Source organism: Halohasta litorea (assembly GCF_024494645.1).
Taxonomy (GTDB): Archaea; Halobacteriota; Halobacteria; order Halobacteriales; family Haloferacaceae; genus Halohasta; species Halohasta litorea.
The window spans coordinates 23,031-38,784 of record NZ_JANHDJ010000009.1; the positions used below are offsets into that span (position 1 = coordinate 23,031).

Below are 15,754 nucleotides of genomic sequence, written 5' to 3' on the forward strand. Positions count from 1 at the left end.
TAAATCTGGCACGCCACTACTGTCAGAATATGAATGGACTTCTGACCGATGTGTATTGCCACACTCTACATCTAACGATTAGCTGTATCACCCCTACTCGCGATTGAGGAATCCAACAGAGCCACAGGACAATCTCTACTGGTCGGTTAGACGGACTCTTGAGCGTCTCCGGGTATTCTTCTGTAATGGTTACGACTCGCGAGTCTTGGCACAGCGTCTTTCGACGAATCGCACACCAGCACGTCGAGTGGCCTGCATATGACTCGACACCGCTGTACGATTGCACTTCGATTGTCGGGTTAGAACCGGATGTTCGAGTCGTCTCGGGTGTCTGGTTTACCCATCCAGGAAGCGGCTCAAATAATCTTGATCAAAGCGGATCAGTAGGTTGCTAACTGCCGGTGGGCCGTTTTCGTATGGCTCAACCGCGATCACCGGCCATAACAGGAACCCAATATCGGCGTCTCCCCAAAGAACCGGGAACACGTCGACGATCGGATGCGAGAGCGCTCCGATATCGAAGGCGCACTCCAGGTGAGTGAGGAGACACAAGTCGTCGACAATACACTCGTTCCAGTCGGTGGCGACGTTATGACCGCAATCGATGGGACAGAACTCCTCACAGAGGAAGATCTCGGAAGTTACCTTGCACTACAGACTCATCCAAGAGACACAGTGGAGTGGAATATACTGCGTGATGGGGCTGAACAAACAGTTGATCTTCAACTTGAGACACGACCAGAAGAAATCACGGAGTGGCTTTATTTTGTAATCGTGATTGTAGGTGGCCTGATTTCTGGTATTAATTAATTCATATGAGTACTTTTCGAGAATTCGAAATATCTACTCTCTGATGGAATAGGAGTGTCTTAGATGGGTTAGTGATTGATTAAGGCATTACGGAAACCAATCTGACCCATCCAAAGATCCTGTCTGCATAGAGACGTAAAAAATTGATCCACGATAGACAATATGACGTGTTTATTATATCAATTTAGCAAAAAGAGCTGTTGTTGATCTCCCAATACCCAGTAATCGAATTATTTTAAGCCCAATTATTTGACTCAATGATATACTTAGAGTCTGTGATCAGCGCTGTGTGGATTTTCTATTCCGAGCTCATATTCTAATTAACGGTGACGTACGAAAGCTCACCGCTCGAAAGCGTCCCCCTCGAACCAGAGATATGCAACACCGATCAAAGCGTATGCCAAGCCAAGAAGGGCAAAGACAAGATTATTGTTGAGACTGCCAAGACCTGCTTGCAGGAGACCTATGGCGACCATTACAACCCCGAGGACTCGCCGCAGTTGTGGTTTCTCCATATCGAGTATGGGACTTGTGGAAGTGTTGTTAAACACAACGTTCTGCACTTACTAATCCAACCTGTCCGGCATATGGTTCAAGGCCAACAGGGACGCGAACGCGGCATGGAACAACCATTCTCGCGGCATCAAGCAGTTAGGAGAGGGACACTCCGAAGGAACGCCTGTGGAGACTGCGCTCCCTGTGGATACACCCGTATCTGCAAAGCGCGTCGTGGAAGCAGGAAACCCCACCCTCAAGAAAGCGGCAGTAGCCGCTGAGTAGGGTGGGGTAGTTCACTAGCTATGTGACTTCAATGTAGATGGTCTGAGTAAATCTAGCTGTTCATGCGAGTTCAAAGGGTGAGCATTAAATCTCCAAGACTCGTTGGTTTTAGTGATGTCAGATACTGACACTACTGATGAAAATGCACCGTCGACGTTAGGGAGAGTTCTCTTTGCATGTGGACTCACAATCCTTGCAGTTCGTAACCTCACAAACCTCGATGGACGGGTTGCCTATGCGGAGGCTAAAGGAGTCCCAGCTGCAGACAAACTTGTCCCAGTATCAAGTGGACTCCTCCTCGGCGGGAGTCTTGGGGTTGGGCTCTGGAAACTCCCGAAACTTGCAGCCGGGAGTGTTGCTGCATTCTTTATTGGAGTCACACCAGCCATGCACGACTTTTGGGCTGTCGACTCCGAATCACGTGGTGAGGAGCTTACGTCATTCCTCCAGAATCTCACGCTCCTTGGTGCTGCAATCGCATTCTTCAAACAAGCCAGTCAAAACTAACAAAGGACGTCCAAGACTGCACCTCTATATCTTGCACGCTAACTGGTAGCAATTCACCAGACATTCTGTTGTTTCATTGGATCAGCCATGATAGAGTAATGAGGCTCTGTTGAAATCCTATCGTTCCAACATTTGCCTCGCTGGAATAGCCATTAGGTAGGTGTGCGTGTTGACCATGGCGTCTGCAACGCTGCCTAGAACGGAGCGTGGTTTGCGCTCCACAGTGCTTTATACAAGAGATGCGATTGGTACCGTAGAGATCAACCCACTCATCTTCACGGTGGATAACAGAAGCTATAGACAAACTAGGTGAGTAGATAGCGTTGAAATGTCGTGGTATATCCTGATACTCGCAAGCTTGTTCGAGATCTGCTGGGCAATCGGACTTGAATACTCGGACGGACTCTCGAAAACAGTGCCGGCCCTCGGCACCGGTATTGCCCTCATCATTAGTATGGTACTGCTGGCACAGGCTGTCAAAAACCTCCCCATAGGCACTGCATACGCTGTCTGGACAGGTATCGGAGCCGTTGGGACAGCCACACTTGGAATCATCCTCTTTGACGAACCAGCCTCCCTCACTCGAATTCTGTTCATCGGCGTAATCGTCGTCGGCATCGTCGGTCTCCACTTCGCTTCTGGTGGCCACTAAATCGCCAGTATCGTTCCACGTCTCGATACATCTGAGCACAGGCATCGTTACATACGCACGCTCATTCTCCCAGACGATTCAAGAGAAAAGACACTGAAATTAATGGTACTCTGGGAGGATGCAACCTTAGTCTTCAACACGCAATTCCCCATCAAAATAATGTCAGAGCTAAGATATATATATCGATGACTCGCGTCATTACTATGAGCAGAATAGCCACAGTCTGTGCATTTCCAAACGTCGGCACCCATTTGTGTATATCCATGTCCAAGTTGGTTGCCATGGTCAACACCCCAAGTAAGTGAGCAGTTTGGACATTGGTCCGGTAGATACTTCGAGGTTGTACTGGCCTCCTTCTCGCTTGAGGGGCTATTCAAGAACTCTTTGTGTAGACTGAGGCTTTTGAGCAACTCTTGAGTGTCTTCGTGATTGATTGTTGAACCAATATGTTGGATTGGGATTCCCACTTTTTTGATGCGATCTTGGATTGTTTTCTTAAGCTCATCATCTGACTCCGAATCACTTCGCTCAAGCGTAAACAACCGGGAATTCAATGCGTAGAACTCTTCGATAAGCGCGCTATAGATCCCGTATCGGAGGCGTTTTTCAATCATAGTTGTAAGCTCTTGTTTCGAAACGGGTCGAGTGACAGTTGCATCATACTCTTCTTCATAGAGCGCCTCGTCTACTGCCGACGTAGTAATTAATACAATCTGACAAGAAGGGTTGCGTGTCATAATATATCTCTGAATTTCGGAACCTTGATCGTTAAGTGCCGTCTGAGAGAGAATGACCAAGGCTACGCTTGAATCGAATTCCTGAAACACATCTTTTGGTTCTGTACCGAACTTTGTCGAGACAGTAGTTATCCACTGTGAAAATAAGTCTCGTTGTACGTCGTTTTCTTCGAGAAATAGAATACTAACTTTGGAAAGTAGATCCGAATATTTCATTTATACTGTTTATTTTGTTTGCTAAAACTAGTGTGTGGGGTATATCTCCCGGCTATTTCACAATATATGTGGCATCAGAATTCCGGGCAACCAAGTAAGTCCCGAACAGTCTGGCTCTGCCCGAGAGTGTTTATCTTTGACGAAAGATACTCTATCCAATGAACACAAATGACTTCCGCCCAAAATTTCAATATTGATAATGTACCTGGCGGCCAAGGAGACCACCGCGAATTAACTGCGAGATGATTCACTTCGAAGCGAACAGAACGAAGGTATTTATCAATCGATCTGTTCTAAGGCTTCGGTAGCAACGTCACCGAGTTCTGCCTCTATTGTATTTAGACATTATTCGACTCTGGTGAATCGCTGTACTGCGGTAGGATAGGTCGTCAAATCAAAGGAAGTGAAGCGGGAAACCCGCGGTGGTTATGTCGAAGATCTCCCGCTTCACAAGCAAGGCGGTCACGTTGGCTAAAAATGTTGTTGGTGGACGAGGTGAAGTCGCCGCCCCCGAAGGGGGGTGGCGGCTTCGCCGACTACGCCCTCGTATCGCTGCACTGTCTGCGGTTTATCTCGACAAATCGTACCGCAACGCACTTGATCTCCTGAGTGAGATGCCGCATATTCTTGGGGAGATCGGCCTCGAAGAGGGCGATCTCCCAGATCACTCGACGTTGGTAAAGGCGTTTGATAGGTTCGAGATGAAGATCTGGCGAGTGCTGCTGCGCCTGTCGGCGCAGCTGCACGACCTCTCAGGTCACGCCGCCATCGACGCTACGTTCTTCGACCGCGAAAACGCCAGCAAGCACTACTGCCGCCGGACAAATTATCGCGTTCAAACACTCAAAGCGACCGCTCTTATCGATACAGAATCACAAGCTGTCCTTGACGTTCACTGTACAGTCGACGTACTTCATCACAGTCTCAATTAGACAAACGACAGTTAATCGTATGTGAGCAAAGGCGACTCGCATCAGTGGGTCGAGCTGTGAAAGTTGTAATCAAGATTGGATTCAGAGTTTATACGAAGACACCAAAGTTTGGCTTGGCAGTTGAGACGTAAACAATATTACACGATAGAAGAGATCATTTCATAATAATTGAACCATGGAAAATCATATATCCTGTTAATCCTAATACGAAATGCCGAGAGAGCTGGGGGCACCTTCACGGGGGCAAAGTCTCTCTCGGCAATTCGATTACCGTACTATAGATTAAAAGTGTACCCCTAAAGGCGTATATTTCATTACACTATATATCATAGCTACTATTTAATATATAGTCCAGATATCAAGGATACATATCGAAAGTATAGTCCCGAATTAATATCAAAGGCGGAAACAAAGGGTTTCAAGTAAAGAAACCGCTTCTCAGGGGGAAGTAGAGTAGTGGTGGTGATGGGGAATAATCAATATTACCCGGGCAAAGGTGTGTTATTGATCGTCGGGCGTCGGAGTGAATGCGCTGAACTGTCGGCCGGTAACTGCAGTTGGCCGTAAGCGGTAGAACTCCATTGTGAACTCGTCTGGTGGAGTGTCCGGGTAGACATTCAGGGTTGGGATCGAAGCGTTTTCTGCGATTGCTGTGGCGGCCTTTGGTTCGTTTCCCTCAGGGACAGACTCGACCGGACCTTGTACAAGGACGCTCTGAGCTGGCTGTTCGTCGTAGACTGTGAACGATGCTGTATCTGTCGTTTCGAGCAATGCCATTTTCTTGCTACCTGATGTGAAGACAAACTGAAAGTATAGTGTCTCACCGTCGTAGCCGAAGGATTCGGGAATCGAATACGCCTCTGAGCCGTTAGTGAGCGCTAAAACCCCAACGCCCGATTCACAGAGCAATAAATCAATCTCCTCTCGCGATAACTCTGTAGCCATATTAATATATGTATCTAGTACTCACAGATATGTTTTGGCCATCTATTCAACTCAGCGATAAGAATTCCGCCTATACTGACCGATCTCGATGGCCCGGTCAAACTCACCCGTAGAAGGTATGCGCTCGTAGTATAACAATGAACAGACTCACTCTTATGTAGAAACGCGGAAAGCCCGTATAATTATACTGAGTCGCCGGTAGTCACGGCGACTGCGTCTGTTCAGACCGCGCCGCACCCTTCAGGGCGTTCAAAAAACCGCTTTGTCGGTCAGCGGAGCTCGTGGCGTTTGTCCGCGAAGCCGACCGTGATGAGGTACTCGAGGAACTCGTCGAACCAGTCGACATCGCTGGGCGTATCGGTCGCAAGGTGACACGTAGCGAGCGGAAGCCCACCCTTTAGGGGCGGGTGTAAGCGACAGCATGGCTTGGCAATCCACGCGCTATTGCTCGTCTGGATGTTCCACCGCTTCCAACCCCGCTTGAAATTCTATTGCCAGGGTTTCGTTTTATACTGGACGCCGAACCTATGACGCCTTGTTCGACGGTTTATGAATAGGCAGTTCGACGACGAAGACTGAACCAGTTGGGTCGTTGTCCTCGACCCACACGTCACCACCGAATTGGTCAGTCAGGAGATGGACGAGATATAGACCAATCCCCGATCCTGGACTGTCCAATCCTTTCTCCCCTTTCCCGAAGATTTGTTCTTTCTGGTGGTCAGGGATGCTAGGCCCATTATCTGCAATCCGGTACCGGACAGTCTCTGAATTCTCTTCACAGGAGACGGTGATCTCAGGGGTCTCTTTGTCGTTGTGTCGGACCGCATTCTCGAGGATATTCCGGAAAACCGAAGAAAGCATCTCATTTGCCTGTACCGACACGTCGCAGAGTTCACCCGATACGTGAAACTGCGCGTTCGGGAACGAATCACGTACTGCAGCGAGCTCAGCGTCAAGAAGTGGCTGAAGCTGGATTTCTTCTAATTCAGCTGTTCCTTCTTTCGAGAGTGATTCAACGAACTCACGTGCGACCTCTGTGAACTGGATTACGTGCCGGGACTTCTGTAACACTCGGTCCAGGGCGTCTTCCCCATCTTCATCAATATGGTCTTTGAGGATCTCGGCCCATCCGAGAATCACGGTCATATCGTTCCGGACATCGTGCCGAACCACGCGATTTAGGGCCTCGAGTTGTTCGGTTTTCTCTTCGAGTCGCTGTCGATATGACTCGCGTTCAGTTACATCGGAAACCGTCACTAATTGGCCGGTCGTTACCTCACCTGCTAAGAATGGCGTGCTCGACACGTCATAATACCATGTTTCACTATCCTGCGTAACTGCCAGGATATCTTGTTTGGTGAGATGGTCTGCGAGTGCAGTATTCACAGCCTCAAGCGGTTCGCCAAGGGAATCCTCAAGGGCTGGGAAAAGTTTGCGAGCCGCTTGATTATAATCTTGGATCCGGGTTTCTTGGTCGAGGAAGATTGCAGGTTTATCTGACTCCCCGGTTAATCGGATTGCCTCAAACCGCTGTCTGTAGAACAAGAGCGTTCCAACAGCGAAGAGGGCGACGCCAGGTGGCTCATACATTAATGGGAGCAGCCAGTCGACCTGACCGCCAATAATCGTTGCAACAGCTGGGAGGCCCGAGAGTCCAACGAGCACGACGAGCGGACGGCTGTCACTGCTAGTATGATGGAACCGCTCCATCAATACGAAGAATCCGACAGCGATAGCGGCATATGATAGCCCCAAGACGATCCAGTAGAGCAGTTCGTGATGGATCACGAGGTGCGGGAATGGTTCTGTGACCCATTCCGTCGTAAAGTAGAGATTGTGGAGTGGATTCGTGACTTTGAGGGCGGTGAAAAAGAGGAACGTCCCCAGTATGAGGTTTCGGAATGGGACGTGTCGAGGTGGCCGACCGGTATATGCAGCACAAAAGTAGAGCCAGGCCCCAACGGCGACGAACGCAAAGGTGAAGCCAAATATATAGAAAGCGAGTTTCCCCGCACGTGTCGGTGCGAGAAGATAGCCAATGTACCCTCCAGACCATATAGCAACGGAACCGAGGAAGACGATCAGTCCTTCACGTGTCTCCGGATGCTGTATCTTCCGTGCTTGTGGAATAGTCGCCACGCAGGCAATCGCAGATAGTGAGAAAATTATGACGTGACCTAGAAGGAGGGGATTCATTATTCAGATACAGGGTTGTTCTCGGAGGATTATATAATGGTTTGGAACAGATAGCCGTGGTGAATCGCCATACTGCGCTTGATTTAGCTAGTTGACGGCATGCTTGATGTTGTAGACGGCACACTTGACCTCCTCCCGCACCTGAAGACGCAGGTATGCGCTTGCACTATGTATCAGACGGGAGGTCAGTCGAAATTGATTTCAGTCGCTTGCAGTTTGTCGTCTTCCCACTGTCGACGCTCTACAATGAGTTCCCTTCCCAGAGGGGTGAGCGTATACAGATTCGTTCGATCGTCTTTTTGGTCCTTTTTCACCAACCCTTCCTCGACGAGCTGATTCAGATTCGGGTAGAGACGTCCGTGGTTGACTTCAGTCGACGAGTATTCTTCGAGTTCACGACCAATCTCTAATCCATATGGCTTATCGAGTGCGGCGATACAGTATATCATATCGCGCTGAAAACCTGTTAATTCGTGCATAATTGAGAGTTTTATTTTGATGAGTATAAGTATTTCTTACAAGTGTATGATCGATAGAGAGTACCTACCGGGTCAACAGGCACGTAGAAGTATCTGAAGTGAACAAATCAGTAGCATTTTGAGAGTGAGACTGTTGTTTTCCAGTATGTCGACCGCTAATGAGTCGGTCATCACAACGACCGCTGAGATGTGGGACGCTGTTAGTGACCTTCCACCCAGTGCAAAACTGATTGCTAAAGTTCTCGAATACAATGGAACGCTCACGCAATCAGAACTCGTAGAGAGGTCACGGCTCTCACCACGAACTACAAGACAGGGCACACAGAAGCTCGAAGACGCCGGTGTTGTCGAATCTGAAATCTCACTCGCTGATGCCCGACAAAAGCTCTACTCTCTCAAGATTGAGCCCTGAGCAGTCTGACTCTCACAGACCTAATCAAGAATCTCTAATACCGGTACCGTTGGACGACTTCTCCAAATGCAACGGTGTCATGAACGGTCTCTATGTGTATCTGAACACGTTCTCCCACCTCTGTCTCTGGGACTATTACGACGAATCCACGCTCGACACGTGTGAGACCGTCACCCTGGTCACCCATCTCCGTTATTTCGACTATTCGCTCTTCGCCCTCACTCACCGGTGGGTCCTGATGCTCACTTTCCTCGGTCGGGGAATTATGATTCGGTGATTCAGAAGGTGAACCATCGTTTACAGACATCTTCTCAGTCGACAGCAGCGCGACCTGGTAGGCCGCGTCTCGATCGACAAAACCCTCGGTGACCTCTCTATACGGGACTTCGATGACGTACGATTCTGCGGTCTCCTCGACAGGTGCTGAAAACAAACTCGTGAGTTGCTCAGAAATTTCCATTGATCTGCCTGTTTTTGATCAGGTGAGAGAGAAGGTATTCTCTTTCGATGTTCGGTTCTTTCAGGGAATACTAGTTTTATATTATTGTGGCTCTGTTGAAACCCTCAGAGACAGACAGATCAGCACATACACTTCGGATGTGGTGGGTGGGCACTGTAGTTATCAAAGGATATATAGATCGAACCTCTTACCCACCGTCGAGCAGAAAAAGTTCGAGCACGTATGAACTGCTGGTTTGAGGGGTATATGGGCGGCGGGGACCCTTACCCCACAGACGGGTCAATAAAACCAATCGTAAATTATGCCAAACGGTGTGGCTATGACGAGTTGGCGAAGCGACTCTCAGAAGTATAGTATCAGGTGCATTTCCTGCGCCCACGTCCGTCTTCTACGCCCTTTGGTTTGCACGGCCGGGCTTGCGGGCCATGGTCACACAGGCTCCACGCAGCACCTCTGCGCTCATATGTGAATACAGAGTGGAGACATATAGAACTTGCAATGACGATTAGACGTCTTCGAGGTGTTTGTATCGGATCGTGTAACCCCCGGGCAGCGTTCGACCTTCGTAGTAGGCCTCTCGATTGAATAAGAGCTCCAGCTTGCCATGGGGCCAGTCGTACGCTTTCTGATTACGCCGAACATCGAAACCAGGTATACATTCCCAGCCATCCCGTCGACCAGCCATCCGGTGCATATACTGACGGCCAGTATCTGGTGTCTCTACAGAGCAATTATGCATTATTTCCTGCGCTGTCGTGATTTTTCTTGGATCTGAGGCACTGGTTCGTTCAACACACAGGGCAAAAACCTGCCTGACTATAGCCTCTGTCTCAGGCTTTGCACTATCAGGGACACACCCCTCAATCCGGTCGAAGGCATTCCAGATTATTTCGTCTGTGAGGTTTTGTGTGTCCTCAGACATATATTAACATTCACACGAAAGGCAAATAAACTTTCCTGGTAACAAGTTTCTTCTAGAAATCACACACCGGCGTCGGACTCAGCTATTTCTTTGTCTGAGATACATTTGCCCCGAAGCAGATCGGTTACTCATCGGTAGCATTCTCTCAGTGCTTCTCGGCACGATCTCGAAGTGAGGCTAGTACTCTCGAACCCGCTCCTCAGGGAGATCGAATTGTCTGAGGATCCACTGGATTGACATTGTAGGTTGAGCATGTAGTAGGTCATCAGCACATCTTTGCGGGACTGTGCAACAGAGGGTAGTACACCCCGTTCACCGGTTTCTCCTCTCGGAAGTCGCCGACAGCAGTCTGCACATCGGCAAACAGCCGCGCCTTGTCGGGAGTATAGAAACTCTTGATTCGATCCATCAGACCCTCGTAGTGATAACGGTCCTCGTCACCGTCGACAGGGCTCGCGAACAATCTTACACCGTGGGCGTGCTCTTCGATAATCTCAGTCAGCATTTTCGCCATCTGTTTCGAGGCAGACGACATCCTTCAGCTCTTCCAGGAGCTCAGAGTGATGCTCTTCGAGGATCTCGACATCCCTAGCTAGTTCTTCGTTGATTCGGTTCCGGACGCGCGAGATCGATAGATATCGCTTGTGTATATCAGGATCTTCGACACCAGCGACGTTATCGCAGTCGGTGTCGGTCATAATATAAGAAATACATACCACTATTTTCGTTGCTAGAGTGATAGGTTCTTACAGCGATCTACTACACCACCACTTCCAATGTTTCCTATGCACCCATTCTTTTATAAGTAATCTACCCCACTGGTTCCAGTGCTCTCGCGATCACCTACACCATATTACTTCCAGTGTTTTTTCTCACAGATGGGACACCACTACTTCCGCTGTTCTCATTGAGCGGACCAAAATATGTCAGCAGATACACTTCGGATGTGGTGTGTGGGCGCTGTGATTACCGAAATAAAATATCACATCTCACGCACGTACAATGAGAATTTGAGTTGGGAGAGAAGAGCACGTTTCCGCTGTTAGAGTGCTAATATTGGGTGCTATAATTGTCATACCACCTATTTAGCATCAGGGAACCCCACCCCACGTTTCCGTCGTCTGTTGAGCAAATCAGACCGACTACACACATTCTCGCCAGATCAAGGTATTTCGCCTCGTCTATCTCTCACTCTCGAATTCGCTCATTCTTTGAGAGTACTCTGATGGATTGTAGGCGTGATCATCCTTTTTTAGGACTGCGACCAACACCATTCGCTCACCAGAAACTTCGAAGATGAGGCGGAACTTATCACGACCAACCCACTTCCGATAGAACGTGTATTTATCACTGCCACCAGCGAGCTTCGTGTAATCGTGATGAAAACGTGGATCTCGTGAACCTAAAACACAAGCAGTGTTGATGTCCTGTATTTTCGATTTAATCCGGTCGACTTCGTGGGCTTGGAATCCTGCAAGATCCTGCGACACATCTTCATCAAGAACTTTGAACTCCGAGATGCCCATCAATTGCTGCTATCTTCTCGGTGAGGGTATAAAAAAGGTCAATTAGGACCGGCAAATAAATCTCAGATATCGTCGAGGAAGTCTTCGACGTCGACGAGATTATCTTCATCGTCGAGTTTCTCTGCACGCTCTTCGATGACACGATCTTCATCATCAAGTGGTTCGTCAGAGCGTGGTTTTTCTGTGGCCATGCGTATCTAAAACCACGTCTTTACCATGGATAAATGTAGTGGTGAGCACGGCTTGCCATAGATAAACATCTAACCAAGCGAGGAATATATCTTGAATCACGTGGGAAAATATCTATACGATCATAGAACATCTACTATACAGCGTTTCTAACGCTCGTAATCAGCACATTTACATTCGATATGAGGGGTGTGTTGCCCATCTAGGAGGTCTTATCTCTCTTAGACTAATGAAACACATGCGAGCGCAGTCTTGCATACCCGCCATCAGGTTTTCCACCCTGTACGAGGAGTGTCTCCTCACCAAAGTTCCACCCTGCACGAGGGGTGTCTACACCAGTTATCGACAAATGAGATCACGCTGCTTGATCCCTAAGACTCGTCAATATAGATGTCTCCACCCTGCGCGAGGGGTGTCCCTACTGTATCAGCAGATGTGAATGGTTCCACCCTGCACGAGGGGTGTCAGTTGTACTAAGATATTAATTTTGACATATATATCACACACCACTACTTCCGGAGTAAAATACAGGTAAATGACTTCTCAAGCAGGAATTCCAGCGTATAGATAGAGCCACACACCACTACTTCCGCTGTTCTTGTTGAACGAGCCAACGAAACTACGCTCAGTATAATTTACTGGCGAAAGAGCAGATACCAACCACTTCAGAACCTCTATTATCATTCTGGCAAAGAGGATGTATTGAAACATACTCAGTCAGATGGCATCAATGAAACTTCTCGGAGGTTCGATTGAGGAGTGTCGACTTCCAATCGACCTAAGCGGATCATACCTGTTGACGATGGAGAAACCTCCGAAGGACCAGTCTTCAGCTCACTCTCATCGGCATACGCTCCCCACAGGAACGCCCACCACCGAGATAACCGATCATGATGAGTGAATAACGCTTGGATGTCGTCATCTGGACTAATTGGGCATAAACCACTCATATACACCTCCTCTAACTCTGGAAGATCGTAATGTGTGATGTAGTGGCACAAAACTCGACTCCCAATATCACGAGCGAACGTTGCGTCAATGATCGCTGTGTCCGGATCTGGGTCACCAAACGGTTCCTCGAGATGGCTTTGTGGGCTCCACCACGGCTCTAAGTGCCCTTCCCACCGCCGTCGACCTCCGGATTCGGTCGACTCGATGATGTCCCACGCCGCAAGTTCGTTGATGTACCGATCGTAGCTACTCCCAGAGATTCCAGCCTTCTCGATGATTGCTGATCGGCCCAGTGGATCCGGAGAATTGAGCAGTGTTTTCAGGAGTTTCGTCGCTGTCGGTGGGAGTTCGGGAAGCAACCGATCTGCTGGGAGCTGATACAGCCCATAAGAGATGTCTTTGATGCTGATGAAATCAAAGCTCCGAGTCGACCGAGCAATATGCAACATTGCTTCGGCAACATCCGAAGGACACGCTCGGTGAGGCCGATCAGCAGTCCCCAGGACCCGGAGAAAGAGCCGAGTCAGACGCTCTAGATCGTCGTCTCGTTCATGGATATCGCCGCGATAAGACACCTCGTAGCCTTTCGAGGTCGCGAACTCCTCGATGAGCTCACGAGTTGCCGTGTAGGTGTTCGAGATCTGCACTGGAATCTCCATCACCGGTGCAGTCTCCGTTCCGTCAGCGATGGCTTCTCGAATCTCACTTGCTTCCCGTTCGATGGCCTCCTCTATGTCCGCTTTGAGATCCGTCATCGTCGGCCCCGAAAACACCCATGAGGCGGTCAGGTGCATCGTTGGATCGGCCTCATCAACATCATACGGCAGCCGCATTTTCAGTTTCTGCTCGCGATCTTCCAGGAGCATTCGGTATCCCGAGTGGATCCCGTAGACAGACTGTTTGGGAACCGTGTACCGAGCGAAATCGAGGAAGTCATTCAGGCGTTTGTCGTCTCGAACCAACATCCCAGTATCCGGAATTCGGACGTTGATCGTCACGTCGACGTCAATGGCGTAGTATAGCTGGGTTGCTGAAGCGATCAGTCCCTGGAGGTCTCGGAACAACTCAGTTCGAGCCTCAACATCGTCGCTGTTGGTGAGTTCTCCAACTTTCTCGAGGCAGAGGCTCCGAACAGTGCTGATGCGGTCTTTCCAGTCATCATACTGTTCTTCGTCCTCGCTGAACCACCCGATCTGATGGCCCCACCGGAGAATATCTCCTGCCTTTTCGTCGAGTTTGTCGACCACAGCATCATCGATCTCCTCGAACTCGTTACCGAGGGCAGACGGAGAGAGAATCTTACTCAGTGCTTTGTTGCTCAGTAAGGCTCCCGCGATACGTCCCAGTGTGGGGAGTGGTCCACCCCACTGAGAGATAACGAGCAGATCGTCGTCGAAACAACTGAGATAGGAAATTCGACCGTCATCGAACTTCGAGAGGTGGTCATCAGCGAGGTTAACTCCGGGGTTTCGGCGGCCAGCACGGTATCGCTGGTGCATTCCCCAGGCGTCGAGGACCTCTGAGGGGCCGTTGAGCCACTGGACGTAGCTGTCGCCGTTCGCTGGGGAGCCGGTTGTCGCGAGCCAGTCTTCGGCGGTTGCTGTCGGAGGTGACCCATCCCCCCCCTTCCGTGCTTGCCTGCGCCCTATACACTGTACCTGCATCGGACTGAGGGGTCAGCGTAAGAGCCGTCTCCAAGGTCGATTGGGCAGGGTGAATCGTCCGGTAGTCCTCGGTCACAAACTCCTCGACAGCAAGCCGTCCAAGCGACGTGAGAGACGCACTGTTGTACTTCCCACAGCGGTCAATAGAGACAAGACCCAACTCTTCGAGATCAAGCACGTAACGTCCGACAGTCCCAGATTTGACGCCAATCTCGTCGTCCTGCTTGAGGTCGCGGTAGTCTCGGTAGCCGTCGACTGAGAGGTTTCCAAGTAGGCGTAGTCGTCCAGATCCTTCTGGGAGTTCTTGGAGTGCTTCCCACGCGTGTCGACGGGTCACCTCCGGTGATCGATCAGCCTCTGCTACAGTCTCCTGTACGGACCTATCAGGGGTCTCAGTAAGACCAAGATGTGCATCATACCACTTGGGATAGCGTCGACGGAGTTCGGTCTCTAAACCCGGTGAGATAACAAGTCGAATATCAAATGCCGATCCAAGCACAGTGATTGCAGCGAGAGCTCTCACACCCGTCGACCGATCATCGAGATTCGTCCAGGACTCTCCATCGAGTATGAGCGTGATTGGCTGGGCCGTCTCGTCGAGTTCCTGGTGAAGACGAACAGGACCCTTAGCGAGCGCTTCGAGGCCACCATTCATCGATCCCTTGCCAGTCCCGACAGTCGTCAGCAACTGTTCGAACTTTTCATATCGCTGCTGATGATACGTCGAGAGATCATCCTTTGACGACTCAGCGTATTTGATCGCGAACTCTACCAACGAGTTCAGGTAGTCGACGGCTTCTACCTCACTGTCGCTCCAAACTTCTGTGGTGTCCTGCAATTTTTGCTGCTCAAACCCGAGGATCTTGTCTTGGAGAGCGGGCAACACCGACCCATAGCGCTCGTGTGTGAAGATCTGTGGATCAATCTCGCAGATGAACTTCCGAATTGTGTGGAGACTAGACGGGAGTAGTTCGTCGAGCAGCTGCGGAATCCAGTCAGTGACTCTCGGCGAGACGTCGGTGATAACGAGACCCACATCTGTCAGAGATCCATTAGGACCTACCTTCCGAACATTTGAGCGCCTATTTTCGGATTCGTGGGTTAATTTCATATTGCCCGCTATTTGGCGAAGCGGACACTGTGAAAGAGAATCTGCAATCAGAGAAGGCCGAAAAGGCTTTGAATCTGTGGGGTAACTTTCTCTGTAGGAGCATTCAGTCACACGCTCCTTGCAGGATCACTTCACTGATCCGCTTGAGGAATACTGCAGAACGACATCCGGGGCGAGGCTTAGGAACTTCACGCCCGGATTGTCGTTTGGAACTACACTCTTGAGTCATATGTATTGTGTTCAGTTTCTGTTAGTAGTGGTGTTT

The 15,754-nt window shown here is 49.7% G+C and carries 16 protein-coding genes and 2 pseudogenes; 6 read left to right on the plus strand and 12 right to left on the minus strand.

All coding sequences use genetic code 11. From position 1 onward, the window contains the following. Window positions 1-456 precede the first annotated feature (456 nt). From NO877_RS17565 to sugE, 4 genes and pseudogenes are all read left to right on the plus strand, one after another. Complete coding sequence (locus tag NO877_RS17565; RefSeq protein WP_256397683.1) at window positions 457-810, plus strand: PDZ domain-containing protein; 354 nt, start codon at window positions 457-459, stop codon at window positions 808-810. Between the two features lie 591 nt (window positions 811-1,401). Then, window positions 1,402-1,590 (plus strand): annotated as a pseudogene (locus NO877_RS17570) (RNA-guided endonuclease TnpB family protein); the annotation flags it as partial. Between the two features lie 114 nt (window positions 1,591-1,704). Further along, window positions 1,705-2,097, plus strand: a complete 393-nt coding sequence (locus NO877_RS17575; protein ID WP_256397656.1) for a DoxX family protein — start codon at window positions 1,705-1,707, stop codon at window positions 2,095-2,097. Window positions 2,098-2,425: 328 nt separating this feature from the next. Continuing rightward, entirely contained in the window at window positions 2,426-2,749 is a 324-nt protein-coding gene (sugE, locus tag NO877_RS17580) for a quaternary ammonium compound efflux SMR transporter SugE (RefSeq protein ID WP_256397657.1), read from the plus strand. Between the two features lie 47 nt (window positions 2,750-2,796). Here sugE and NO877_RS17585 read toward each other — a convergent pair whose 3' ends face one another. Next, window positions 2,797-3,702 carry a hypothetical protein gene (locus NO877_RS17585; RefSeq protein WP_256397658.1) on the minus strand — a complete coding sequence of 302 codons (906 nt, stop codon included), beginning with the start codon at window positions 3,700-3,702 and terminating at the stop codon, window positions 2,797-2,799. A 428-nt stretch (window positions 3,703-4,130) separates the two neighbouring features. On the opposite strand from NO877_RS17585, the pseudogene NO877_RS17590 reads away from it, so the two are divergent. Then, window positions 4,131-4,619: pseudogene (locus tag NO877_RS17590) on the plus strand (transposase); the annotation flags it as partial. Window positions 4,620-5,135: 516 nt separating this feature from the next. On the opposite strand, the gene NO877_RS17595 reads toward NO877_RS17590, so the two are convergent. The 3 genes from NO877_RS17595 to NO877_RS17605 all read right to left on the minus strand — a co-directional run bounded on the left by NO877_RS17595 (window position 5,136) and on the right by NO877_RS17605 (window position 8,254). After that, on the minus strand, window positions 5,136-5,579 hold the full coding sequence (locus tag NO877_RS17595) for a pyridoxamine 5'-phosphate oxidase family protein (RefSeq protein WP_256397659.1): 444 nt from the start codon (window positions 5,577-5,579) through the stop codon (window positions 5,136-5,138). Between the two features lie 525 nt (window positions 5,580-6,104). Further along, the gene (locus tag NO877_RS17600; protein ID WP_256397660.1) at window positions 6,105-7,775 is read right to left on the minus strand and encodes a sensor histidine kinase; all 1,671 of its coding nucleotides are present in this window, start codon (window positions 7,773-7,775) and stop codon (window positions 6,105-6,107) included. A 185-nt stretch (window positions 7,776-7,960) separates the two neighbouring features. Beyond that, window positions 7,961-8,254 (minus strand): PadR family transcriptional regulator, encoded by a 294-nt coding sequence (locus NO877_RS17605; protein WP_256397661.1) that lies wholly within the window; start codon window positions 8,252-8,254, stop codon window positions 7,961-7,963. Window positions 8,255-8,399: 145 nt separating this feature from the next. Here NO877_RS17605 and NO877_RS17610 point away from each other — a divergent pair, with 145 nt between their 5' ends. Beyond that, window positions 8,400-8,666 (plus strand): MarR family transcriptional regulator, encoded by a 267-nt coding sequence (locus NO877_RS17610; protein ID WP_256397662.1) that lies wholly within the window; start codon window positions 8,400-8,402, stop codon window positions 8,664-8,666. A gap of 34 nt (window positions 8,667-8,700) precedes the next feature. Here the strand turns inward: NO877_RS17610 and NO877_RS17615 are convergent, their stop codons facing one another. The 8 genes from NO877_RS17615 to NO877_RS17650 all read right to left on the minus strand — a co-directional run bounded on the left by NO877_RS17615 (window position 8,701) and on the right by NO877_RS17650 (window position 15,414). Beyond that, window positions 8,701-9,126: a TRAM domain-containing protein gene (locus tag NO877_RS17615; protein ID WP_256397663.1), complete on the minus strand. Its 426-nt coding sequence runs from the start codon at window positions 9,124-9,126 to the stop codon at window positions 8,701-8,703. A gap of 505 nt (window positions 9,127-9,631) precedes the next feature. After that, window positions 9,632-10,048: a hypothetical protein gene (locus tag NO877_RS17620; RefSeq protein ID WP_256397664.1), complete on the minus strand. Its 417-nt coding sequence runs from the start codon at window positions 10,046-10,048 to the stop codon at window positions 9,632-9,634. A 265-nt stretch (window positions 10,049-10,313) separates the two neighbouring features. After that, on the minus strand, window positions 10,314-10,553 hold the full coding sequence (locus tag NO877_RS17625) for a hypothetical protein (protein ID WP_256397665.1): 240 nt from the start codon (window positions 10,551-10,553) through the stop codon (window positions 10,314-10,316). Continuing rightward, entirely contained in the window at window positions 10,543-10,746 is a 204-nt protein-coding gene (locus NO877_RS17630) for a hypothetical protein (RefSeq protein ID WP_256397666.1), read from the minus strand. Before NO877_RS17630 ends, NO877_RS17625 begins: the two co-directional genes overlap by 11 nt. Window positions 10,747-11,229: 483 nt before the next feature. Then, window positions 11,230-11,574 (minus strand): type II toxin-antitoxin system RelE/ParE family toxin, encoded by a 345-nt coding sequence (locus tag NO877_RS17635; RefSeq protein ID WP_256397667.1) that lies wholly within the window; start codon window positions 11,572-11,574, stop codon window positions 11,230-11,232. A 62-nt stretch (window positions 11,575-11,636) separates the two neighbouring features. Beyond that, a complete protein-coding gene (locus NO877_RS17640) occupies window positions 11,637-11,765 on the minus strand; it encodes a hypothetical protein (RefSeq protein ID WP_256397668.1) in 129 nt (42 codons plus the stop codon). Window positions 11,766-12,476: 711 nt separating this feature from the next. Then, entirely contained in the window at window positions 12,477-14,213 is a 1,737-nt protein-coding gene (locus NO877_RS17645) for a hypothetical protein (protein ID WP_256397669.1), read from the minus strand. Next, a complete protein-coding gene (locus NO877_RS17650; RefSeq protein WP_256397670.1) occupies window positions 14,170-15,414 on the minus strand; it encodes a hypothetical protein in 1,245 nt (414 codons plus the stop codon). Before NO877_RS17650 ends, NO877_RS17645 begins: the two co-directional genes overlap by 44 nt. Window positions 15,415-15,754 lie beyond the last annotated feature (340 nt).